Below are 23290 nucleotides of genomic sequence, written 5' to 3' on the forward strand. Positions count from 1 at the left end.
GCACCATGACCGACCGCACCCTGCGTCGAGTCGCGCCGTCCGGCGCGGTCACGCTCGACGACGTCGCCCGCGCGGCGGGCGTTTCGCTCGCCACCGCCTCGCGCGCCCTCAACGGCTCGACCCGCAAGGTCGCCGACTCCTACCGGGAGCGGGTCGAAGAGGCCGCCGCGCGGCTCGGATACAGCGCGAACCTGTCGGCCCAGGCGACCGCGCGGGGAACGTCGGCGATCATCGCCTTGCTCGTGGCCGACATCGCCGACCCCTACTTCGGGCTCATCGCCTCAGGCGTCGCCCGCGGTGCCGATGAGGCCGGGCTCGTCGTGACGGTGGCGATCACGGAGCGCGATCCGGAGCGGGAGGTCAGGCTCGTCCGGGCCCTGCGCGGACAACGCCCGCGCGGGCTGATCCTCGCGGCGTCGCGGACCACGGCGGGACCGTCGGCCGAACTGACGCGCGAGCTGGAGCTCTTGAGCGGGATGGGCGGTCAGGTCGTCGCCCTCGGCAAGGGCGCCGGCGATGTGCGCTCCCTCGTCCTCGACAACCGCAGCGGCGCCGAAGCCCTCGGCCGAGCACTCGTCGAGCGGGGATACCGCCAGGCCGTCGTGCTCGCCGCCGAGGAGGGGACCGCCACGAGCGACACCCGACTCGACGGCTTCACCGCCGGGTTCACCACTGCGGGCGGATCGGCGCCCCGTGTCTACCGCGGCGGGTTCACGCGCGAAGCGGGCTACGAGACCATGACGCACGCCCTCGCGGACGGCATCGAGCCCGGGACGGTCGTCTTCGGCATCAGCGACGTCGTCGCCATCGGCGCCCTGACGGCGATGCGCGCCGCCGGGCGCACGGCGGGCGAGGACATCGCCCTCGCCGGCTTCGACGACATCCCCACGGGCCGCGACGTGACCCCGGCCCTCACGACCGTCCGCGTGCCGCTCGAAGAGGTCGGCTACCAGGCGTTCCGCGCGGCGACGGATGCCGAGTGGGAGCCGCACCCGGATGACCTGCGACTCGAGGTGCTGCTGCGCGAGAGCACCCCTCCGCGCGCATGAGCGTCGTCGTCGCGCTCGACAGCTTCAAGGGCTCCCTCCCGGCTGCCGCCGCCGCGGCCGCCTTCGCCGCCGGGTGGCGCGAGGTGGATCCTGCGGCAGAGCTCGTGCTGCGTCCGATGGCGGACGGGGGAGAGGGAACCCTCGACGCGTTCGCGGCCGCCGTCCCCGGCGCCGAGCGACGCCCGGTGCGGGTCCGGGGGCCCCGCGGCATCGCCGTCGATTCCTCATGGCTTCTGCTGCCGGACGGCACAGGCGTCGTCGAACTCGCCTCGACGAGCGGGATCGAACTGCTCGGCGACGACCGGCTGCCGTGGGATGCCGACACCACCGGTTTCGGGCAGGCGATCGCCGCCGCCCTCGACGCCGGGGTCACCCGACTCGTCCTCGGGATCGGGTCGTCGGCGTCGACCGACGGCGGCAGCGGGATGCTGCGTGCCCTGGGCGCGCGCATGGTCGATGCCGACGGGCGGGACGTGCCGGCCGGCGCGCGCGGACTTGCCGCCGTCTCGGCCATCGACCTCACGCACGTGCGTCCGATGCCCGCGGGCGGGGTGACGGTCCTCAGCGACGTCACCAACCCGTTGACGGGGCCATCGGGTGCTGCGGCCGTGTTCGGGCCGCAGAAGGGGCTCACCCCCGCCGACGTCACGGTCGTGGACGGGGTGCTCGAGCGCTTCGCGGCGTGCATCGCCCGTCACGCTCCGGGCGCCGACCCGTTGCTGCCCGGTGCGGGCGCCGCGGGCGGCACGGGCTTCGCCCTCGCGGCGTGGGGCGCGGATCTCGTCCCCGGCGCGGAGCGGGTCGCCGAACTCGTCGACCTCGCCGGCGCGGTGGGCGCGGCATCCCTCGTCGTCACGGGTGAAGGCTCGTTCGACGGTCAGTCCGCGGCGGGCAAGGTGCCCGCGTTCGTCCACGGGCTCGCGACGTCGCGGGCGGTGCCGGTCGCGGTCGTCGCCGGACGGTTCGGTGCGGATGCCGACACGTCGGGGTTCGCGCACGCCGTCTCGACCACCGAGCTGGCCGGGAGCGCCGCGGCGTCGATGGCCGACCCGGAACGCTGGCTGCGGGATGCCGGGCGGACGCTCGCGAGCCGACGAGGCTGACCGGGGCATCCGATGCTCGCCGGGGAGTGGTCGCGCGCGGAGTGGGTCGCGCACGCCGACGCCCTCCTCGATGCCGCGCGACGGTACGCGACGCCCGGTGGCGGTCGCATCCTCTTCCCGGGAGCCGAGGGCGGGTACGGCCGTGACGTCGACGGACTCGAGGGCTTCGCGCGCACGCTGCTGCTGGCGGGCTTCCGGATCGCGGGGGAGCGCGGCGTCGGTGTCGACGACCTGATCGCGTTCGTCCGCCGGGGAGTCACGACCGGCGTCGATCCCGGAGCGCCCGACCGGTGGGTGCGGCCGGACGAGCACGGGCAGGCGAAGGTCGAAGCGGCATCCATCGCCCTCATCCTCGACCTCACGCGGCCCTGGGTGTGGGACGCCCTCGACGCCGTCACCCGGCAGCGCGCGATCGAGTGGTTCGCTCCCGTCGTGGGGGACGACACGTATCCGCGGACGAACTGGGTATGGTTCCGCATCGTCGTCGAGACGTTCCTGCGCTCGGTCGGCGGACCGTGGTCTCCGGCCGACATCGCGGCCGACCTCGCGCGTCACGATTCGTTCGTGCGGGAGGACGGCTGGCTGTCGGACGGCGACGAGCGCTCCTACGACCACTACGTGGGCTGGGCGCTGCACGTATACCCCGTCCTCTGGTCCCGGATGACGGGGGCCGCGGAGCTCGCCGGCGGACGGACGGCGGGTGGCGTCGCCCGGCTGGATCGCTTCCTCGACGATGCGCTCACGCTCGTGGGCGGCGACGGGTCGCCCCTGATCCAGGGCAGGAGCCTCATCTACCGGTTCGCGGCCGCGGCCGTGTTCTGGGTCGGCGTCATCGCCGAGGTGCCGTCGCACTCGCCCGGTCGACTGCGCCATGCAGCGGAGCTCATCGTCCGCCACTTCGCCGAACGGGGCGCCCCGGACGCCGACGGCATCCTGACGATGGGGTGGCACGGCGAGTGGCGCGCCCTGGCGCAGTCCTACTCCGGACCCGGGTCGCCCTACTGGGCGGTGAAGGGGCTCCTCGGCGTCCTGCTGCCCGCGGATCATCCCGTCTGGACGACGCCCGCCGAGCCGCTCCCCGTCGAGACGGGCGACGCCCTGCGCGCCGTGACCTCGCCGGGGTGGATCGTGTCGGGCACCGCCGCCGACGGCATCGTCCGCGTCGTCAACCACGGCACGGACCACTCCCGCGCGGGCGCGGTGTCGACGGACTCGCCGCTGTACGCCCGCATCGGGTACTCGACCGCGACCGCGCCCCTCCTGGACGCGCAGGCGTGGCGCGATCCGCTCGAACAGTCGGTGACGATGACGGATGCCGACGGTCGCCGCACCCACCGCAGCGGGATGCGGCTGCTCGGGACGCGCGTCGACGACGGGGTCGGGTCGGTCTCGGCGGTGTGGGACGCCCACTGGGTCGAGCCGGCCCCCACGACGCACGCGCACGGGTCGGGGCTCACCGGCGTCGCGCGTCGCGCCGGCCGCATCCGGGTCGATTCGTTCGTCCGCGGCAGCATCGAGGTGCGGGTCGTTCGCGTCGAGGATCGCGCGGAAGGCGCGCTGCGTCTGCGCGTCGGGGGCTGGGCCGTCGCCGGCGACGATCCGACGGGGCACGTGAGCGGCGCGGCGGCTGAAGCGTCGTCGGGCGGGGTGACCAGCGGCATCCGCTCGTTGACCGGCGGGATCGCCGGTGTGGTGCGCCGGGACGGGGCCAGTCCCCTCGGCGACCGCGCCGTCGTCCCGGTGGTCGACCTCGGTTCGTGTGACGAGGCGATCGTGGTGCTGGATCTGCGCGGCTCCGGCGCGCCGGTGCGGACCGATGCGGTCGTCGAGGTCGAGTCGGACGCAGTGTCGATCATCTGGCCGGACGGCCATCGGTCGCGGACACCCCTGCTGTCGGCATAGCGCTCGCATAGCAGTGGGTGCCAGCGGCCCACAAGGCCTGCGTTGCGGGGTCGCCCTGTCCATACAGTCTCGACAACGGGCCGAGTGCAATCCGTTCCCGGCCCCGCACCGAATGCTGTGTAGCACCTGAAAGCGCAACCTGCGGCATCCGTCGCACCAATGGAGGGACAATCACATGACCAGCTCACCCAACCGCCTCGTCGCCGTCATCTTCGGCGCCGTCTACATCCTCGTCGGACTGCTCGGATTCACCGTGACGGCGGGTGTCGGCTTCCTTGCTGACAAGGGTGGCCTCCTGCTCGGCATCTTCATGGTCAACCCGCTGCACAACGTCGCGCACCTCCTGATCGGTGCGGCGCTGCTGATCGGCGGCCTGTCGAACGTCCGCGCCGCCAAGGGCGTCAATCTCGTCGTCGGAGCCGCGTACCTGCTGCTCGGCATCGTGGGCTTCTTCCTCGTCGGCAGCGCGGCGAACATCCTCGCGCTGAACACGGCCGACCACTTCCTGCACCTCGCGAGCGCGATCGTCCTGCTCGGCGTCGGCATCGCCGCCGACAAGCAGGTCTCCACCCGCGCGGCCGTCTGATGTCACCGTCCGCTCTCGTCCGTTCCTGGCCCGCGCTCGCCGCGTGGGGAGCAGGGCTGGTTCAGCTCGGGCTGAGTGCGGGCGCGATCGTGAAGGGTGCCGATGCCGCCGACCGTGGCATCGGCATCCTGCTCGCCACCGTCGGCGCGGCAACCCTCGCGTGGGGGATGGTGACGCTGGCCAAGGGCCGGCTCGCGACGCCCCGCTCCGGGGTGGCCGTCTCACTGGTCGGGATCGTCCTGCTGTTCGCGCTCATGCTCGTCGGGCCGGCGCAGGTGAGCATCTACCCCGTGGTCGTCGCCGCGGTTCTGTCACTCGCCGTCGGCGTCGTGTCGGCGGTCGCGCTGCGTCGCGCCGACCGGGGACGACCGAGTCGACCCACCGCGCGGGCCGCGGCGCGGACCAGCATCGGCGGCCTCATCGCCGGCGCCTTCCTGCTCGCCGGCGTCGTGACACCGGCTCTCGCCGCGACCCCGATCGGCAGCGACGCCCCCGGCGCCTCGGTCAACGAGGTCTTCATGACGGGCCACGGCGGGCACTGAGCCCGGTCGACGTTAGCGGATGCAATAGATCCGCGGCGACACGCCGGTAGCGGGCGAATGCTGCGGCGCGCCGCCCGGCATCTATTGCATCGCGTGACACCGCGCACACACGAAACGCCCCGGCGCCGCAACGGCACCGGGGCGTTCTCGTGGGCGTTTACAGTCCGCGCGCGAGGCGGTAGTAGGCCTGGTTCCAGCGGAGTTCCTTCTGGAAGCCGCGCACCGTCGTGTCCTCGTCGATGACGAGCAGCTCGGTGCCGGCGATGTCGGCGAAGTCGCGGAACACCTCGATCCCCACGGCCGTCGTCATGACGGTGTGGTGGGCGGCGCCGGCAGCGAGCCAGCAGGATGCCGAGGTCGCGAAGTCCGGCGACGGCTTCCAGACCGCGCGACCGACCGGCAGCTTCGGAAGGTCGGGGGCGTCGACGTTCTCGACGACGTTCGCGACGAGGCGGAACCGGTCGCGCATGTCGCTCATCGCGACGACGAGGGCGGGGCCCGCATCCGCCGTGAAGACCAGGCGCACGGGGTCGGCCTTGCCGCCGATCCCGAGCTCGTGCACCTCGAGGCGCGGCTTGGACGTCGTCAGGGTCGGCGACACCTCGAGCATGTGGGCGCCGAGGATCCGCTCGTTGCCGGGAACCAGGTCGTAGGTGTAGTCCTCCATGAGGCTCGCGCCACCGGGAAGGCCCGAGCCCATGACGTTCGCGACGCGCACGAGGATCGCCGTCTTCCAGTCGCCCTCGGCGCCGAAGCCGTAGCCCTCGGCCATGAGGCGCTGGACGGCGAGGCCGGGCAGCTGCGTGAGCGCGCCGAGGTCCTCGAACGACGTCGTGAACGCCCCGAAGCCGCCGGCCTCCAGGAACGAGCGCAGGCCGACCTCGATCGCCGCGCCGTCGCGCAGCGACTGGTGCCGCTCGGCGCCGGGCAGCAGCTCGGGCGCCACGTCGTACGAGGCCACGTACTCCTCGACGAGCGCGTCGATCTGCGCCTCGGATGCCTGGGCCACGGCATCCGCCAACTCGTTCACGCCCCACGTGTTGACCTGCACGCCGAACTGCAGCTCGGCCTCGGTCTTGTCGCCCTCGGTGACCGCGACGTAGCGCATGTTGTCGCCGAAGCGGGCGAGCTTGAGGGTCTTGACGGCCTGCCAGCCCGCGGCGGCGCGCTCCCAGTCCTCGATCTGCTGCAGGACGACGGGGTTCGAGACGTGCCCGACGACGGTCTTGCGCGCGACGCCCAGGCGCGTCTGGATGTACCCGAACTCGCGGTCGCCGTGGGCGGCCTGGTTGAGGTTCATGAAGTCGAAGTCGATGTCGTTCCACGGCAGCTCGACGTTGGCCTGCGTGTGCAGGTGCAGGAGGGGCTTGCGGAGCGCGTCGAGACCCGAGATCCACATCTTCGCGGGGCTGAAGGTGTGCATCCAGGCGATGACGCCGATCACCGAGTCATCGGCGTTGGCGTCGAGGGCGAGCCGCTTGATCGAGTCCGAGTCCTTCAGGACGGGCTTCCACTCGACCTTCACCGGAAGGCCCGCGAGGCCCTCCGCGACGGCCTGCGACTGCTCGGCGACCTGCCGCAGCGTCTCCTCGCCGTAGAGGTTCTGGCTGCCGGTGACGAACCAGACGGTGTACTGCTCGAGGCTGGTGGAGAGGGTCATGCTGTTCCTTCGTTCGATGAGCGGATGCCGCGCAGCGGCAGAGCGGTGATGGCGGCGCTCTCGACGGCCAGGCCGTCGCGGTAGCGCGCGAGGTAGTCGGCGAACCCGGCGACGTCGGCCGGGTCGGGGTCGGCCGTGACGGAGGCCGCCCCCGCGAAGACCTGGTCGGTGAGGTACGACGCGAGGTCCCGGCCGGGCTCCGCGGCGGCGTACGAGGCGAGCACGGCCATTCCCCACGCGCCGCCCTCGGCTGCGGTGTCGCCCACCGTGACGGGGGCATCCAGGGCCCCGGCGAGGAAGCGCTGTGCGACCCCGGCGGTGCGGAACACGCCGCCGTGCGCGAACATCGCGTCGAGCGCGACGCCCTCCTCGGCAAGGGTCTGCATCCCGATCGCGAGCGTCGCGAAGACACCGTAGACCTGTGCGCGCATGACGTTCGCGAGCGAGAAGTCCGCGTCGGGGGTGCGCACCACGAGCGGCCGGCCCTCGTCGAGACCGGCGATCGGCTCGCCGCTCAGGTGGTTGTACGCGAGGACCCCACCGGCATCCGCTCTGCCCTCGAGCGCTTCGCGCAGGAGCGTCTCGTAGACGGCGTCCGTCGTCATCGACTGACCGGATGCCGCGGCGAACCGCGCGAACAGCGACGCGAACGACGCCAGCTCGCTCGCTCCGTTGTTGCAGTGCACCATCGCGACCGGGTCGCCGGCGGGCGTCGTGACGAGGTCGATCTCGGTGTGGACGCGCTCCAATGGACGCTCGAGGACCACCATCGCGAAGATGCTCGTGCCGGCGCTGACGTTGCCCGTGCGCGGCGAGACCGCGTTCGTGGCGACCATGCCGGTGCCGGCGTCGCCCTCTGCGGGGGCCGCCACGGCGCCCGGGCGGAGCGTGCCGGTCGGGTCGAGGAGGGCGGCGCCGGCGGCGGTGAGAGTCCCGGCATCCGCCCCCGCGGGAAGGACCGCGGGCAGGAGGTCCGTCAGGCTGCGTCCGGCGAGGAACCCGGCGGCGTGCGCGTCGTACGCCGCGATGCGGCCGCGGTCGTAGCCGCCGTCCGTGCCGATCGGGAACACGCCCGACGCGTCACCGACGCCGAGCGCGAAGCGTCCGGTGAGCTTCTCGTGGACCCATCCGGCGAGGGTGTTGATCTTCGCGAGCGAGGCGAGGTGCGCCTCGTCGTCGAGGACGGCCTGGTGCAGGTGGGCGATCGACCAGCGGAGCGGGATGTTGACGTCCAGCAGGTCGGTCAGCTCGGCCGCGGCGGCACCGGTGGACGTGTTGCGCCAGGTGCGGAACGGGACGAGGAGGTTCCCCTGGGCGTCGAAGGCGAGGTAGCCGTGCATCATCGCCGAGACGCCGATGCCGGCGAGCTCCGTGAGTTCGGCGCCCTGCCGGCGGACGTCGGCGACGAGGTCGGCGTAGGCGGCCTGCAGGCCCGACCAGATCGCGTCCTCGGAGTAGGTCCACACGCCGTCCACGAGGGCGTTCTCCCACTCGTGGCTGCCGACGGCCAGCACGGTGGTCGGGTTGCTCGCGTCGACGAGGCAGGCCTTGATGCGGGTCGAGCCGAGCTCGATGCCCAACGCTGCGCCGCCGGAGGAGATGACGCTCATCGGCGGGCGTCCGTGCTCTGGCCGTACACGTTCTGGTACCGGTTGTAGAGGGCGTCGATCTTCTCCTGCGGGATCGGGATCAGCTCGCCCCCCTGCCGCGCGAAGTGGACGGTGCGCGCGGCGTCCTCGCACATGACGGCTGCCTTCACGGCATCCTTCGCGCTGACGCCGATCGTGAACGGGCCGTGGTTCTGCATGAGCACGGCCCGCGAGCGGTGGCCGGTCAGCGTCTCGACGATGCCGCGGCCGATCGAGTCGTCGCCGATGATCGCGAACGGCCCGACCGGGATCGGGCCGCCGAACTCGTCGGCCATGCCGGTGATGACGCAGGGGATCTCCTCGCCGCGCGCCGCCCAGGCAACCGCGTAGGGAGAGTGGGTGTGGACGACGCCGCCGACGTCCGGCATGTTCCGGTACACGTAGGCGTGCGCGGCGGTGTCGCTCGAGGGCGAGCGGTCGCTGCCCGGGGTGCCGGGAACGACGGTGCCGTCGAGGTCGCACAGGATCATGTTCTCGGGCGCGAGGTCGTCGTACGAGACGCCGGACGGCTTGATGACGAAGAGGTCGGCACTGCGGTCTTCACCAACGCGCACGCGTCCCGAGACGTTGCCCCCGGTCCAGACGACGAGGCCGTAGCGGACGAGTTCGGCATGCAGGGCGGCGACGTCCGCGCGGACGGCCGCGATCGCCTCATCGAGATCGGTCATGCGGTTGATGTTACCGGTAACATCTTGCTCGCGCCAGAGTTGGCTCAGTCGGGCGGCGCGGCGCTCGATGCGCGTGCGATGAGCACCGGCTCCGCGACGTCGCCGCGCGCGGGCAGGCCGAGGGCCTCGGCGACCACGCGCTGCGCCTCACCGGCCGTGTCGACGCGCACCGTGGTGAGCGCGGGCGTGTAGAAGGCGGCATCCGCGTTGTCGTCGAAACCCGTGACCGAGACGTCCTCGGGAACCCGCAGGCCCTCGGCGACGAGGCCGGCGATGAGGCCGAGCGCCATCTGGTCGTTGGCCGCCGCGACCGCCGTCGGCCCGTCCGCTCCGCGCACCGCGACGGCCACCTCGCGCGCGATCGAGGCTCCCGCCGCCGCGCTCCAGTCGCCGTGCCAGATCGCCGCGGGACGGATGCCGGCGGCATCCAGCGCGCCATCGACGCCCTCGTCGCGGGCCGTGGCCTCGAGCCAGTCGGCGGGTCCCGCGAGTCGCGCGATGCGGCGGTGGCCGAGTGCGACGAGGTGGTCGACCGCGAGCGCCGCGCCGGCGCGCTGCCGGGCCGCGCCCTCACCGGTGTGCAGCGCGGCGAGCGGGGTGTCGCCGGCGACCTGTCGCAGGGCGGGGAGCGTGGCGGTGTGCGGGGCGACGACGATCAGCGCATCGACGCCCTGGGCGAGCAGCCGCTGGGCGGCATCGGTGACGGATGCCGGGTCCGCGGCATCCGCGTAGGTCGTCGCCAACCAGCGGTCCGCCGCCCGCGCCGCCGCGTCGAGCGCGGCGATGCCCGCGCCGGGGCCCCACAGGGTGGCGTCGGAGGCGACGACCCCGACGGTGCGGGTCGTCGAGGTGCCCAGGGATCGTGCGGCGTTGTTGACGCGGTAGCCGAGTTCGGCGATCGCCGCTTCGACGCGGGCACGGGTCTCGGGCCGCAGGTTCGGGCTGTCGTTGATGACGCGCGAGACGGTCTGCGTCGAGACTCCGGCGCGGGCGGCGACGTCGCGGACGCTCGCGCGCATCGTCCCGGCCCGTCCCATGGCGCTCACTGTAGCCCTGCCCGCGGCGGCCCCTTGCACGCCGAGTCGCCCGATGTCGAGGAGCGGGAGCTCATCGGCCAGCAGGATTACGGTGGAGGATTCACGCCGACGACGGAGGAGGGACCGGATGCGGCTGCTGCAGCGACTCGCGCTCGGGCGCTTCTACGCGCGCCTGCCCGAGTGGGTGCGGGTGATCGTCGCGGTGGCGGCGGTCGTGCTCGGCGTGGTCATCGTCATCCGCCCGACCACGGCCCTCGGCGTGCTCGCCTGGCTCATCGGCGGCGGCATGGTCCTCACCGGCGTGCTCGATCTGACCGGCCGCGACGGCGAGGGCCAGCGCCCCCGCTGGCGGACGATCACCGGCGGAGCGTGGGTGGTCGGCGGGCTCATCGTGCTCCTCACCCCCGGCCTGACGGTCCGTGTCGTCGCGACGCTCGTCGGCATCCTGCTGTTCGCCGCGGGCGCGGCGGGACTCGTGGCCGTCTTCGCGAAGGGACGCACGCTGGATGCCCGCGTCGCGGATGCCGCCTTCTCGATCTCGGGTGTGATCTTCGGCGTCCTCGCGCTGTTCTGGCCCGACATCACCCTGCTCGTCGTGGCCGTCGTGTTCGGGGCCCGCCTCATCATGAGCGGGGTCACCGACCTCTGGATGCGGCTGCGCCGTCGCCGCGACACCCGCGCCGAGCGCCGCCACGAGCCCCGCAGGCTGCGCCGGTGGGGTCGCACCGTGACCGCTCTCGTGTCGGTCGCGCTCGCCGTGACGACCGCGCTCGTGACCGTGCCGCTGCGCGAAGGCTCGACCGTCGTCGACGACTTCTACGCCGCGCCCCGTGACATGCCCGACGAGGCGGGCCGGCTGATCCGGGCGGAGCCGTTCACCGCCGGCATCCCGGTCTCGGCGAACGCGTGGCGGATCCTCTACACCACCACGGGTGCGACGGGCGAGGTGCGCGTGGCAAGCGGTGTCGTCGTCGTGCCGAAGGAGGGCGACGGGCAGTGGCCGATCGTCGACTGGAACCACGGGACGACGGGCTTCTCGGAGAGCTGCGCCCCCTCGCTGCAGCCGCGCGGTCTGTGGTCGGGTGCGCTGTACATTTTGCCGACGATCATCCGGCAGGGATGGGCGGTCGTCGCGACGGACTACATCGGCCTCGGCACCGAGGGGCCGCATCCGTACCTCATCGGTCCGCCGAGTGCGACGGCGTCGCTCGACGCGGTGCGCGCCGCGCGGGAGCTGCAGGATGCCGACCTCGGCACCCGCACGGTCATCTGGGGCCACTCGCAGGGCGGCGCGGCCGCGCTCTGGGCCGGCTCGATGGCGCGCGAGTACGCGCCCGAGCTCTACGTGCAGGGCGTCGCGGCGCTCGCGCCGGCGAGTGATCCGTCCGCCCTCGTGCAGAACATCTCGAGCGTGACCGGCGGCAGCATCTTCGCCTCGTACGCGTTCGCGGCGTTCTCGTCGATCTACGACGACGTGTCCTATGACGAGTACGTGAGGCCGGGTGCCGACACCGTCCTCCGGCAGATGTCGGAGCGATGTCTGTCCGATCCCGCGATCGTCGTCTCGGTCGCCGCCTCGCTCGGCATGAGCGGCGATCCGCGGCTGTTCTCGGAGCCCCCGGCATCCGGTCCCCTCGGCGTGCACCTGCGCGAGAACGCGGCGCCCCTCCGGCAGAACGCGCCCGTGCTGCTCGCCCACGGCGGGGCGGACAGTGTCATCCCCGTGGCGACCCAGACCGCATTCGTGCAGCGGATGTGCTCGGCTGGTCAGGTCGTCGACTACCGCGTCTACGACGGCTACGAGCACGCGGCGGTCGTCGAGCGTCCGTCGCCGCTGCTCGACGAGCTCATCGAGTGGACGACCGCCCGGTTCGCGGGCGAGCCGGGCCCGGAGAAGTGCTCGACGACGAGGAAGTGAGCCGGGGGTCTGGGTGCGCCCATAGGGTGGGACGCATGACCGAGAACACCCTTCCCTCCGGCATCCATCTCGACGAGTTGAGCTCCGACGTCCGACCGCAGGACGACCTGTTCCGTTACGTCAACGGATCGTGGCTCGACCGCACCGAGATCCCCGAGGACAAGGCGCGGTGGGGGTCGTTCCACCTCGTCGCCGAGCAGGCCGAGCACGACGTCCGGGCGATCATCGAGGAGTCGACGGACGCAGAGCCGGGCACCGAGACCCGCAAGATCGGCGACCTGTACGCGAGCTTCATGGACACCGACACGATCGAGGAGCGCGGCGCCGACGCCGTCGCCCCGCAGCTGGCGCTCGTCGACCGGGTCACCGGCATCCCGAGCTTCCTGAGCACCGCCGGGTCGCTGGAGCGCGAGGGCGTCTCGGGTGTCTTCGGCACCTACATCGAGCCCGACCCGGGCAACCCGCAGCGCTACGTGATGTTCCTCGTGCAGGGCGGGCTGTCGCTCCCCGACGAGAGCTACTACCGCCTCGACAACTTCGAGAAGACCCGCATCGCGTTCCGTGCCTACGTCGCGAAGCTGTTCAGCCTCGCCGGTGTCGACGATGCCGAGGCGCAGGCCGACCGTGTCGTCGCCCTCGAGACCGAGATCGCGTCCCACCACTGGGACAACGTCCGCAGCCGTGACGCCGTCGCGACCTACAACCTGATGTCGTGGGATGCCGCAGTGCAGCTCACCGGGGTCGACCTCGCCCCGTGGCGCGACGCCGTCGCCGCCGGCAAGACGGGCGTCATCGAGGAGGTCGACGTCAACCAGCCGAGCTTCTTCGAGGGCCTCGGCACGCTACTGGTCGAGGGCCGCCTCGAGGACTGGAAGGCGTGGCTGCGTCTGCAGGTCATCCGCTCGTCCGCTCCGTTCCTGTCGCAGGCTTTCGTCGACGCGAACTTCGCGTTCTACGGCACCGAGATGACCGGCGTGCCCGTCAACCGCGAGCGCTGGAAGCGCGGTGTCTCGCTCGTCGAGGCCGCGCTCGGCGAGGCGGTCGGCAAGGTGTACGTCGAGCGTCACTTCCCGCCGCGCGCCAAGGAGGAGATGGACGTCCTCGTCGACAACCTCATCGAGGCGTACCGGCAGTCGATCTCGTCGCTCGAGTGGATGACGCCCGCCACGCGCGAGCGCGCGCTCGAGAAGCTCGAGGCCTTCACCCCGAAGGTCGGCTACCCCGTGAAATGGAAGGACTACTCGGCTCTCGAGGTCGACGCATCCGACCTCATCGGCAACGTCCGTCGCTCGAACGCGTGGCAGCACGACCAGCAGGTCGCGAAGCTCGGCTCGCCCATCGACCGTGACGAGTGGTTCATGACCCCGCAGACGGTCAACGCGTACTACAACCCGCTCATGAACGAGATCGTGTTCCCCGCGGCGATCCTGCAGTTCCCGTTCTTCGACATGGAGCGCGATCCGGCCGCGAACTACGGCGGCATCGGCGCGGTCATCGGGCACGAGATCGGCCACGGCTTCGACGACCAGGGGAGCGCGTTCGACGGCACCGGTGCGCTCAACGACTGGTGGACCGACGAGGACCGCACGGCGTTCACCGAGCGCACGAAGACCCTCATCGAGCAGTACAACGCGCTGGTCCCGCAGGGGCTGTCCGAGGGGCACACCGTCAACGGCGCCCTCACGATCGGCGAGAACATCGGCGACCTGGGCGGCCTCGGCATCGCGATCAAGGCCTACCGGCTCCACCTGAAGACGACCGGGTCGACGGATGCCGACGGTCCCGTCATCGACGGACTCACCGGCATCCAGCGTCTGCTGCTCAGCTGGGGCCAGATCTGGCAGCAGAAGGGGCGCGACGCCGAGACGATCCGTCTGCTGACGATCGACCCGCACTCGCCGAACGAGTTCCGCTGCAACCAGATCGTCCGCAACATCGACGAGTTCTACGCCGCGTTCGACGTGACCGAGGCCGACGCGCTCTGGCTCGATCAGGACAAGCGCGTCACCATCTGGTGACCGCGGTGCGCGGCGCGCCGGTCGTCAGCATCGAGCTCGAGTTCGATGCGGCGACCGAGCGCGCCGTGCGCGCGGAGTGGCAGGCGCTCGCCGACGCCGGGCTGTCGAGCCTCGCCGCGCACACGTCGCCCTCGAATGCCCCGCACGTGACGCTGCTCGTGCGTCCCGCGGTGACCCTCGCGCGGGTGCCGCTGCCCGCGGCGTTCCCCGTGACGCTGGGAGCGGTCGTACTCTTCGGGGCGGGGGAGCGGCGGGTGCTGGCCCGTTCGGTCGTCCCGTCGGCCGACCTGCTCGCCCTGCACGCCGCCGTGCACGAGGCCGCCGGCGCAGGAGAGGACGCTCCGCACACCGCCCCGGGCGAGTGGATGCCGCACGTCACCCTCGCGCGACGGCTCAAGGTGTCCGATCTCGGGCGCGCGCTGCCGCTGCTCGGCGACCCCATCCTCGGGACGGCGCGCGGGCTGAGGCGGTGGGACGCGGCATCCGCCACCGTCACCGCGCTGGGAGAGTTCGGGGGCTGAGCGCGGGGTCTGTGCGCCGAAGGGCGGGCTGTGCTCGTCGCGCTGTGTGCTTCCCCTGTCGCGACACGCCGTGTGGCGCTGCCGTTTGCGACAGGGGAGTGCGGGGCGTGGTCGCCCCCTGTGCTTCCCCTGTCTCAACACGCGGTGTGGCGCTGCCGTTTGCGACGGGGGAGTGCGACGGGCTGAACGCGCGCTCAGTCGCGCCGAAGGGCGGGCTGCGAGCGTCGCGGGCCGCCGTTCGGCGCCGATGAACGCTTCCAGGGACGCAACGGGCCGCCCTGACGGGCCCGCGGCGGCGAATCGCGTCCCCGGAACCCCGCGTCAGAAGACGATCGTGTGGTTCCCGTGCCGGATGACGCGGTCCTCGGCGTGCCAGCGCACCGCGCGGGACAGCACCTGGCGCTCGACGTCGGCGCCGCGGCGCACGAGCTCGGCGGTGGTGTCGGCGTGGGTCACGCGGATCGTGTCCTGCTCGATGATCGGGCCCTCGTCGAGGTCGCCGGTGACGTAGTGGCTCGTCGCGCCGATGAGCTTCACGCCGCGCTCCTTCGCCTTGCGGTACGGCTCGGCGCCGATGAAGGCGGGCAGGAACGAGTGGTGGATGTTGATGACCGGCACCCCGAGCTCGGCGAGGAACTCCGGCGACAGGATCTGCATGTAGCGGGCGAGCACGACGAAATCGACGTTGCCCTTCAGCAGCTCGAGGATCTTCGCCTCGGATGCCGACTTGTCGGGACCCGGCGTCGACGGCACGTGGAAGAACGGCACCCCGAACGAGCGCACGTCATCGGCCGACGTCGCGTGGTTCGAGACGACCATCGGCACCGTGATGGGCAGCTCGCCGCGGCGGTTGCGCCACAGCAGGTCGAGCAGGCAGTGGTCCTGTTTCGACGACAGGATCGCCATGCGCTTGGGCACCGACTGGTCGGTGAGCGACCACTCCAGATCGAACGGAGCGAGCGTGTCGCCGATCTCGGTCTCGATCGCGGGGCGCTGCCCCGCGAAGCCCGGGCGGTGGAACACGACGCGCTGGAAGTACGCGCCGCCGCGGGGGTCGTCCGAGTACTGGTCGAACTGGACGATGTTGCCACCGATCCGCGTGATCATCGCCGAGACCGCGGCGATGATGCCGGGGCTGTCCTTGCCGTGCACGATGAGGCAGGCGTGGTCGGGGTGGAGCTGCGACACGGACGAAGTCATCCCTCGATTCTGCCCTGTGCGATGACGGATGCCGACCGCGTGACGCGCGGCATCCGTCAGCGCACGCCCTTCATGAGCGACAGCACCGGCTTCACGCAGACCAGCAGCAGCACGCCCATCGCGATCGAGATGAGGCCGAGAGTCGAGAAGTAGGGCACTTCGTTCTCGGGGTCGTACAGCGTCGCGAGCTGGCCGGCGATGGCGGTGCCGAGCGACACCGACAAGAAGAACAGCGCGACCATCTGCGTCTGGAACCGCTCCGGCGCGAGCTTGGTCGCCGCCGACAGTCCCACGGGCGAGAGCATCAGCTCGGCGACCGTGAAGACGAGCAGGATGCCGACGATCGCCAGCAGCGGCGTCGAATTCGCCCCGCCGCCCGCGAAGGGCAGGAACAGCACGAAGGCGACGCCCATGACGGCGACGCCGAACGCGAACTTCACCGGCGTCGACGGCTGGCGTGAGCCGAGCTTCGACCACACCGCCGTGAAGACGCCCGCCAGCAGGATGATGAACACCGGGTTGATCGACTGCACCCACGGGATCGGCATCTCCCAGCCGAACAGGTTGCGGTCGAGGCGCTCGGCCGAGTACAGCGTCACGACCGTGAACTGCTGCTGGTAGAGCGACCAGAACACGACCGACGTGAGGAACAGCGGCAGGAAGCCCCACACGCGGCTGCGCTCCTGCGAGGTGATCTGACGGCTGAGCAGGATGACGGCGAAGTACGCGACGGCCGCGAGGATCACCGCACCGATCACGATCAGCGCCAGGTTGTCGGCGCGGATGACGCCGGTCAGGACCAGGACGACGATGACCACCACGGCGGCGACGCCGATCCCGGCGAACAGCGGGTAGCGTCCGCGCGGCAGCGGGTTGGGCACCACGCGCGCCTCGGCGGGCAGGCTCCGGCGGCCGAACGAGTACTGGGCGAGGCCCAGTGCCATGCCGAGGGCGGCGAGCCCGAAGCCCCAGTGGAACCCGAGGGTCGACTGCAGCAGTCCGGTCAGCAGGGGGCCGGCGAAGGCGCCGAGGTTGATGCCGAGGTAGAACAGCGAGAAACCGGCATCCCGTCGGGAATCGTCGGCGGCGTAGAGGGTGCCGACGACGCTCGTGGCGGTCGCCTTGAGTCCGCCCGATCCGAAGGCGACCAGGATGAGGCCCACGGTCACGCCCGCGAAGCCGGGGAGGAGGGCGAGGGCGATGTGCCCCGCCATGATGACGATCGCGCTCAGGAAGAGCACGCGTTCGGCGCCGAGGATGCGGTCGGCGACCCACGCCCCGAGGACGGTCGACAGGTAGACAGCGCCGCCGTAGGCGCCGACGATGCTCGCCGCGACCGTCTTGTCGACGCCGAGACCGCCGTCGGTGACCGAGAAGTACAAGTACAGCAGCAGGATGCCCTGCATGCCGTAGAAGCTGAAGCGCTCCCACATCTCGACGCCGAACACGTGCGCGAGCGCGAACGGCTGACCGAAGAATCGGGTGTCGCGCGCTGCGGTGTCGTCGGAGGACGGGAGGTCGACGGGAGGTACGTTCCGCATTCGTCCCAGGTTAGGCGCGGGTCCTGGACGGGGCACCCAGGTTGTGCGACACCTCGCGCGGGTGTATCAGTCCTCGTCGTCGACGACGGCGCGGGTGGCGTGACGATCGGCGAGCAGCGTGTCGCGGACCCGTCGGCGGAGCACCTTGCCGATGAGGGACTTCGGCAGCTCCTCCCACACGACGTAGGTCGTCGGCCGCTTGTACTCCGCGAGGCGCTCGCGGGCGAGCTCGCGGGCGGCGGCCTCGTCGAACGTCGCGCCGTCCTCCAGGACGACGACGGCGGTGACGACCTCGGCTCCGCCGCCGCGGGGGATGCCGACGACCGCGGTCTCGGCGACGCCCGGCGAGGCTGTCACGACCTGCTCGACCTCCGAGGGGGCGACGTTGAAACCGCCCGTGATGATGAGCTCCTTCTTGCGGTCGACGACCGTGACGAAGCCGTCCTCGTCCTGTTGCACGAGGTCGCCGGTACGCACCCAGCCGCCCTCGAGGAGGGTCGCGGCGGTCTCCTCGGGACGGTTCCAGTATCCCGCGAACACCTGCGGTCCGTGGATGAGCAGCTCGCCGGTCTCGCCCTGCGCGACCTCGCGGGTCGGCTCCTCGGGATCGACGACCTTGATGTCGGTCGAGGGGAACGGGATGCCGATGGCCCCGATGCGGCGCGACTCGTCGAACGGGTTGGCCAGGGCGATGGGGCTCGTCTCGGTGAGGCCGTACCCCTCGTTGAGCATGCTGCCCGCGAGCTTCTCCCAGCGTGAGGCGACCGTCGGGGTCAGGGTCATCGCTCCCGAGATGGAGTACACGACGCGGCTGAGGTCGAGGGCGCCGTCGCGGGCGACCCGGGCCAGCCGGTCGAACATCGGCGGGACGGCGGGGATGAACGTCGGCGGGAAGGTCTTCGCGGCATCCACCACCAGTTCGGGGTCGAAGGTGGGGAAGAGCACGGCGCGCGACCCGGTCTCGACCGAGTAGATGACCGACAGCAGCAGACCGAAGGAGTGGAACATCGGCAGCAGGCCGTAGATGCTGCCCTCGCCGTGGCGGAAGTCGGGCATCCAGGCGGCGCCCATGCGCGCGTTCGCCCACAGGTTGCCGTGGGTGATCATGGCGCCCTTCGGGTCGCCCGTCGTGCCCGAGGTGTACTGCAGGCAGGCGAGGTCGTCGCGCCCGGGCCGTGGGTGACCCGGGGCGATCGGTGCGGAGTTCTCGAGTCGCGTGAACGGGATCGTGCCGGGCGCGGCGGCCGTGAGCTTGCCACGCGACTCTCTGGCCTTCGCGACGGGCAGGCGCAGCAGCATCCGCGTCTTCAGCGGCATCGCGGTGGTCACGTCGACCGAGACGACGTCGCGGATGCCGAGCTCGGCCGGCAGCGACTGGACGAGCGGCGCGACCTTGTCCCACGCGATCACGGTGCGGGCGCCGTGGTCGCGGAACTGCACCTCGAGCTCGTCCCGCGTGTAGAGCGGGTTGTGCTCGACGACGACGGCGCCGAGTCGCAGCACCGCGTAGAACGCGATGACGTGCTGCGGGGCGTTCGGCATGATCAGCGCGACGCGGTCGCCGGCGCCAATGCCGAGCTTCCGCAGACCCTCGGCGACGCGCGCGACCCGCGAGCCGAGCTCGTCGTAGGTCACCGCCCGTCCGAAGAACGCGATCGCGTCGCGCTCGCCGTACCGGCCGACGCGCTCGTCGAGCAGGTCGATGAGCGACCCCGTCACGGGTTCGATGTCGACCGGCGTGCCGGCGGCGTAGAAGCGGTTCCAGGCGCGGGTCTCGTTCAGCTGCACGGCGACGATCCTAGGTCGCGCAGGTGCCCAGCGCGTTCCCCTTGCTCGGTGCGTGCCCGCGCGCAAGCGGGTGGCCGGAGTGTGGGGGCGCCTGCGACGCTCGAGGCATGACCGACGATGCGCTCACCGCCCGCCGCGCCCACTACGCCGGGTTCTTCGGCGACCTTCCCCGCACGGACTACGGCGTCGTCGTCGGCAACTGCCAGGCCGAGTCGGTGCGGATCGTGCTGGACTCCGACGACCTGACGCTCCTGCGCGTCCCGCCGGTGTACGAGATGGATGCCGCCGAGGCGGCGCGCCTGCACGAGGTGCTCGCCGGCGCCTCGGTGCTCATCGCGCAACCCGTGAAGGACGATTACCACGACCTCCCGCTGGGGACGCGGCAGCTCGCGGCATCCCTCCCCGCGTCGGGTCGGGCGGTCACCTTCCCGGTCGTCCGCTTCTCGGGCCTCTACCCGTTCCAGGCCGTCCTGCACGTGCCGGGGACGGAGGAGGACCCGCCGATCGTCGCCTACCACGACGTCCGCACCCTCGCCGAGGCGGGCGGCATCCCCGTCCGCGACGCGCTGGGCGCCGACGCCGTCCGGGCCGAGGCGGCCGACTCGATCGCAGAGCTCGAGCGGCGTGAGCAGCAGCTCGACGTCGGGGTCTCCGACCTGTTCGCGGCGCCGGGCTTCGACCTCGTCCGCACCGTGAACCATCCGGGCAACCCCGTGATCCTCGCGATCGGGGACCGCGTGCTGCGGGCCCTCGGGCGACCGGGCGCGGCGACCGATCCGGGCCGGCCGCTGCTGGATGCCGTCCACGCGCCGCGCGAGGACTGGGTCATCGACGCGTGGGGACTCGACGCCGTGCCTGAGCCGGTGTGGCGGGTCAACGGCGATCTCGTCGATCCCGCCGAGATCCGCGAAGCGCACCTCGAGTGGTACCGCCGGAACCCCGACTTCGTCCGCGGCGCCCTCGAGCGACTCCGCCCGACGCTCGAGCGCTGGCGGCGCTGACCGGCGTAGCGTGGCGGGATGGCTGACGCGCTCGACATCCGCGAACTGCACACGATCGACGAGATGGTCGCCGCGAGCGGCGTCTTCGAGGCGGTCTGGGGTTCTCCGGACGGCGGGATGCCGCCGAACCTGCTGCGGGCTCTGCAGCACGCCGGCAACTACGTCGTCGGCGTGTTCGACGGCGAGCGTATGGTCGCGGCATCCGCTGCCTTCTTCGGGCCGCCGTCCTCGCGCAGTATGCATTCGCACGTGACGGGCGTCCTGCCCGAGGCGCAGGCGCGGGGCATCGGCCGCGCGCTCAAGGCGCATCAGCGCGAGTGGGCGTTCGCGCGCGGGGTCGGCACCATCACGTGGACGTTCGATCCGCTCATCGCCCGGAACGCCCACTTCAACCTCGAGGTCCTGGGCGGGCGGGTCACCGATTACCTCGTCGACCACTACGGCGACATGGGCGACGCGATCAACAGCGGCGACGAGAGCGATCGGCTGCACGTGGCGTGGCACCTGGCGTCGCCTGTCCCGACGCCCGAGGCATCTGATGTGATCGCGACGGTCGCGATCCCGAGCGACATCGAGGCGATGCGCAGGACTGATCCGGATGCCGCGGCCCGCCTTCGCCGCGAGGTCCGCGACGCGTTCCGGGCGCAGCTCGACGCCGGCCTGGTCGTCGGCGGCTTCCGCACCGGCGAGGGCTACCTGTTCGTCCGGAGCTGAGGCGCGGCGGTCAGCCGGCCCGACAGGCCCCTTCGCCGAGCGACTCGAGCTTCGCCCACGCGATGTCGGGGTGGATGCGGCCGCCCAGGCCGCAGTCTGTCGAGGCGATCACGCGCTCGGCGCCGACGATGTCGGTGTAGCGGCGGATGCGCTGCGCGACGAGATCGGGGTGCTCGACGACGTTCGTCGCGTGGCTGACGACGCCCGGGACGAGGACGAGGTCCTCGGGGATCCGTGCGTCGGCCCAGACGGCGAACTCGTGCTCGTGGCGGACGTTTCCCGCCTCGAACGAGATCGACCCGACGTTCGCCTCGAGGACGACGTCGAGGATGTCCTTCAATTCGACGTCGGTCGTGTGCGGACCGTGCCACGAGCCCCAACACAGGTGCAGGCGCACCTGCTCCTTCGGAAGGCCCTCGATGGCGCGGTTGATCGCCTCGATCCGGATGCGGGTGAACGCCCGGTAGTCCGCGGCCGAGGGCTCGGGGTCGATCTGGTCGAAGTTCTCGGCCAGCGACGGGTCGTCGAGCTGCAGGATAAGGCCCGCGTCGGTGATGGCCCGGTACTCCTCACGGAGGGCATCGGCCCACGCGTCGATGTGCTCCTGCTCGGACGCGTAGTAGTCGTTGTGCACGCGTGCGGCGGACCCGGGCGCGATCGCCGTGAGGAAGCCCTGCTCGCCGTCGTGGAGCGCTGCCGTGAGGTTGCGGATGTCCGCCGCCACCGCGTCGTGGCCGCGGTACGAGAGCGGACCCGTCGTGGTCGGGAAGGCCGAGGCGATGCGCCCGGTCTCGACGGCCTCGATATAGACCGCGGGGAACCGCTGCCGGTCACGACGACCCAGGAAGCTCGTGAGGCGGACGTTCCCCGGGCTCGACAGCACGGGCGGCTCGGTGAAGGCGTTCACCTCGGTGAGCGACAGCCCCGCGACGCGCTGGAAGGAGTATCCCCACCACGCGCCGTAGTCGACCGGGTTCGTCATGGCCTTCCCGAACTCGCCGTCGCCGACGAGGGTGATGCCCGCGGCGCGCTGGCGTTCGACGACGTCGGCCACGGCACGCGCCGTCAGCTCCTCGGCCTCGGCGCTCGGTAGCAGGGTGAAGCCGTCGTCGGCGAACGCGCGCGCGGCGTTCGCCTCGATCAGCGCGGTCGAGCGGGGAAGGCTTCCGGAGGTGGTCGTCTCGAGGGGCATGGGCCGAGTCTAGGAATCGACGGATGCCGCTGCACCCGTCGTGCAACGGCCCGTAACCTGACCCCATGCCGCTCGCTCAGCACGCCGCATCCGTCCGCCTCGACGAGATCGAGCTCCGGGTGCTCCGCATCCCGCTCGTCGCTCCGTTCACGACGTCGTTCGGCACCATGACCGACCGCGAGGTCATCGTCGTCCGCGCGAGGACCGATGCGGGCGAGGGGTGGGGCGAGGTCGTCACGCAGAGCGCACCGGTGTACTCCAGCGAGTACACGCAGGGTGCGTGGGACGTCACGACGCGCTGGCTCGGTCCGGCGCTCCTGCAGCGCGGGACCCTCGCGCCCGAGGACGTCGCCGGCGTCCTCGACCCGTTCGTCGGCCACCGGATGGCGAAGGCGGGACTCGAGCTCGCCCTGCTCGACGCCGCCCTCCGCGGCGAGGGGCGCTCGTTCGCGTCGTACCTGGGCGGGACGGCGGCGACCATCCCGTCTGGGGTGAGCGTCGGCATCCAATCCGATCCGGCGGCCCTCGTCGAGACCGTCCGCGGGTACCTCGACGAGGGGTACGTCCGGATCAAGATCAAGATCAAGCCCGGCCGCGACATCGCCGAGACGGATGCCGTGCGCACCGCGTTCCCCGACATCCCGCTGCAGGTGGACGCGAACTCCGCTTACACGCTCGCCGACGCCGACACTCTCGCGCAGCTCGATCGGTTCGGCCTGCTGCTCATCGAGCAGCCGCTGCAGGAGGACGACCTCGTCGACCACGCCGCCCTCGCGCAGCAGCTGAGGACGCCCGTCTGCCTCGACGAGTCGATCACCTCCGTCAAGGCCGCGCGAGACGCGTTGGCCCTCGGCGCGACGACGGTCATCAACGTCAAGGCGGGCCGTGTCGGCGGCTACCTCGAGGGGCTCCGCATCGCCGACCTCTGCGCGTCGGCCGGGATCCCGGTCTGGTGCGGCGGCATGCTCGAGACCGGGATCGGCCGCGCCGCGAACGCCGCGCTCGCCGCGCACCCCGCGTTCACGCTGCCGGGCGACGTCTCGGCATCCGCTCGGTTCTACGACCGTGACATCGTGACGGAGCCCGTCGTCCTCGAGGACGGACACGTGCGGGTGCCGACGGGGCCGGGCCTCGGCGTCGAGGTCGACCTCGACGCGGTCGAGGCGTTCACCGTCGCGCGCGCGACGCTCCGCGCCTGACG

19 protein-coding genes are annotated in these 23290 nt (G+C 71.8%); 11 read left to right on the forward strand and 8 right to left on the reverse strand.

Annotated features, from left to right (window positions below; genetic code table 11):
- Window positions 1-5 precede the first annotated feature (5 nt).
- From BLR68_RS07245 to BLR68_RS07265, 5 genes are all read left to right on the forward strand, one after another.
- A complete protein-coding gene (locus BLR68_RS07245) occupies window positions 6-1049 on the forward strand; it encodes a LacI family DNA-binding transcriptional regulator (RefSeq protein WP_018187497.1) in 1044 nt (347 codons plus the stop codon).
- Window positions 1046-2152 (forward strand): glycerate kinase, encoded by a 1107-nt coding sequence (locus tag BLR68_RS07250; protein ID WP_018187496.1) that lies wholly within the window; start codon window positions 1046-1048, stop codon window positions 2150-2152. The genes BLR68_RS07245 and BLR68_RS07250 overlap by 4 nt, the downstream gene beginning before the upstream one ends.
- A gap of 12 nt (window positions 2153-2164) precedes the next feature.
- Complete coding sequence (locus tag BLR68_RS07255) at window positions 2165-4054, forward strand: DUF2264 domain-containing protein (RefSeq protein WP_018187495.1); 1890 nt, start codon at window positions 2165-2167, stop codon at window positions 4052-4054.
- Between the two features lie 175 nt (window positions 4055-4229).
- Window positions 4230-4640, forward strand: coding sequence for a DUF4383 domain-containing protein (locus BLR68_RS07260; protein ID WP_018187494.1), 411 nt, complete (start codon window positions 4230-4232; stop codon window positions 4638-4640).
- The gene (locus tag BLR68_RS07265) at window positions 4640-5182 is read left to right on the forward strand and encodes a hypothetical protein (RefSeq protein WP_018187493.1); all 543 of its coding nucleotides are present in this window, start codon (window positions 4640-4642) and stop codon (window positions 5180-5182) included. Before BLR68_RS07260 ends, BLR68_RS07265 begins: the two co-directional genes overlap by 1 nt.
- Before the next feature lie 157 nt (window positions 5183-5339).
- Here the strand turns inward: BLR68_RS07265 and araA are convergent, their stop codons facing one another.
- The 4 genes from araA to BLR68_RS07285 are packed head-to-tail and all read right to left on the reverse strand — an operon-like array spanning window position 5340 to window position 10196.
- Complete coding sequence (gene araA, locus BLR68_RS07270) at window positions 5340-6842, reverse strand: L-arabinose isomerase (RefSeq protein WP_018187492.1); 1503 nt, start codon at window positions 6840-6842, stop codon at window positions 5340-5342.
- Window positions 6839-8452: an FGGY-family carbohydrate kinase gene (locus tag BLR68_RS07275; protein WP_018187491.1), complete on the reverse strand. Its 1614-nt coding sequence runs from the start codon at window positions 8450-8452 to the stop codon at window positions 6839-6841. Before BLR68_RS07275 ends, araA begins: the two co-directional genes overlap by 4 nt.
- Entirely contained in the window at window positions 8449-9159 is a 711-nt protein-coding gene (locus BLR68_RS07280; protein WP_018187490.1) for an L-ribulose-5-phosphate 4-epimerase, read from the reverse strand. The genes BLR68_RS07275 and BLR68_RS07280 overlap by 4 nt, the downstream gene beginning before the upstream one ends.
- 44 nt (window positions 9160-9203) lie before the next feature.
- Window positions 9204-10196 (reverse strand): substrate-binding domain-containing protein, encoded by a 993-nt coding sequence (locus tag BLR68_RS07285; RefSeq protein ID WP_018187489.1) that lies wholly within the window; start codon window positions 10194-10196, stop codon window positions 9204-9206.
- A 127-nt stretch (window positions 10197-10323) separates the two neighbouring features.
- On the opposite strand from BLR68_RS07285, the gene BLR68_RS07290 reads away from it, so the two are divergent.
- The 3 genes from BLR68_RS07290 to BLR68_RS07300 are packed head-to-tail and all read left to right on the forward strand — an operon-like array spanning window position 10324 to window position 14653.
- Window positions 10324-12114: an alpha/beta fold hydrolase gene (locus BLR68_RS07290; RefSeq protein ID WP_018187488.1), complete on the forward strand. Its 1791-nt coding sequence runs from the start codon at window positions 10324-10326 to the stop codon at window positions 12112-12114.
- A 35-nt stretch (window positions 12115-12149) separates the two neighbouring features.
- Entirely contained in the window at window positions 12150-14132 is a 1983-nt protein-coding gene (locus BLR68_RS07295; protein WP_026302919.1) for a M13 family metallopeptidase, read from the forward strand.
- Window positions 14129-14653, forward strand: coding sequence for a 2'-5' RNA ligase family protein (locus BLR68_RS07300; protein WP_018187486.1), 525 nt, complete (start codon window positions 14129-14131; stop codon window positions 14651-14653). Before BLR68_RS07295 ends, BLR68_RS07300 begins: the two co-directional genes overlap by 4 nt.
- Before the next feature lie 321 nt (window positions 14654-14974).
- On the opposite strand, the gene purU is transcribed toward BLR68_RS07300, so the two are convergent.
- From purU to BLR68_RS07315, 3 genes are all read right to left on the reverse strand, one after another.
- On the reverse strand, window positions 14975-15853 hold the full coding sequence (gene purU / locus BLR68_RS07305) for a formyltetrahydrofolate deformylase (protein WP_018187485.1): 879 nt from the start codon (window positions 15851-15853) through the stop codon (window positions 14975-14977).
- Window positions 15854-15909: 56 nt separating this feature from the next.
- Window positions 15910-17394 (reverse strand): peptide MFS transporter, encoded by a 1485-nt coding sequence (locus BLR68_RS07310; protein WP_018187484.1) that lies wholly within the window; start codon window positions 17392-17394, stop codon window positions 15910-15912.
- 66 nt (window positions 17395-17460) lie between these two features.
- Complete coding sequence (locus BLR68_RS07315) at window positions 17461-19182, reverse strand: long-chain-fatty-acid--CoA ligase (protein WP_018187483.1); 1722 nt, start codon at window positions 19180-19182, stop codon at window positions 17461-17463.
- A gap of 107 nt (window positions 19183-19289) precedes the next feature.
- On the opposite strand from BLR68_RS07315, the gene BLR68_RS07320 reads away from it, so the two are divergent.
- Both BLR68_RS07320 and BLR68_RS07325 read left to right on the forward strand, forming a co-directional pair.
- Window positions 19290-20183, forward strand: coding sequence for a WcbI family polysaccharide biosynthesis putative acetyltransferase (locus BLR68_RS07320; RefSeq protein ID WP_018187482.1), 894 nt, complete (start codon window positions 19290-19292; stop codon window positions 20181-20183).
- A gap of 18 nt (window positions 20184-20201) precedes the next feature.
- Window positions 20202-20897 (forward strand): GNAT family N-acetyltransferase, encoded by a 696-nt coding sequence (locus tag BLR68_RS07325; protein WP_018187481.1) that lies wholly within the window; start codon window positions 20202-20204, stop codon window positions 20895-20897.
- Between the two features lie 10 nt (window positions 20898-20907).
- On the opposite strand, the gene BLR68_RS07330 is transcribed toward BLR68_RS07325, so the two are convergent.
- Window positions 20908-22089, reverse strand: coding sequence for a cobalamin-independent methionine synthase II family protein (locus BLR68_RS07330; protein ID WP_018187480.1), 1182 nt, complete (start codon window positions 22087-22089; stop codon window positions 20908-20910).
- 65 nt (window positions 22090-22154) lie between these two features.
- Between BLR68_RS07330 and menC the strand changes: the two genes are divergently transcribed.
- Window positions 22155-23288, forward strand: coding sequence for an o-succinylbenzoate synthase (gene menC, locus BLR68_RS07335; RefSeq protein ID WP_018187479.1), 1134 nt, complete (start codon window positions 22155-22157; stop codon window positions 23286-23288).
- The last annotated feature ends 2 nt before the right edge of the window (window positions 23289-23290 follow it).

Source organism: Microbacterium sp. 77mftsu3.1 (genome assembly GCF_900100525.1).
GTDB lineage: Bacteria > Actinomycetota > Actinomycetes > Actinomycetales > Microbacteriaceae > Microbacterium > Microbacterium aquilitoris.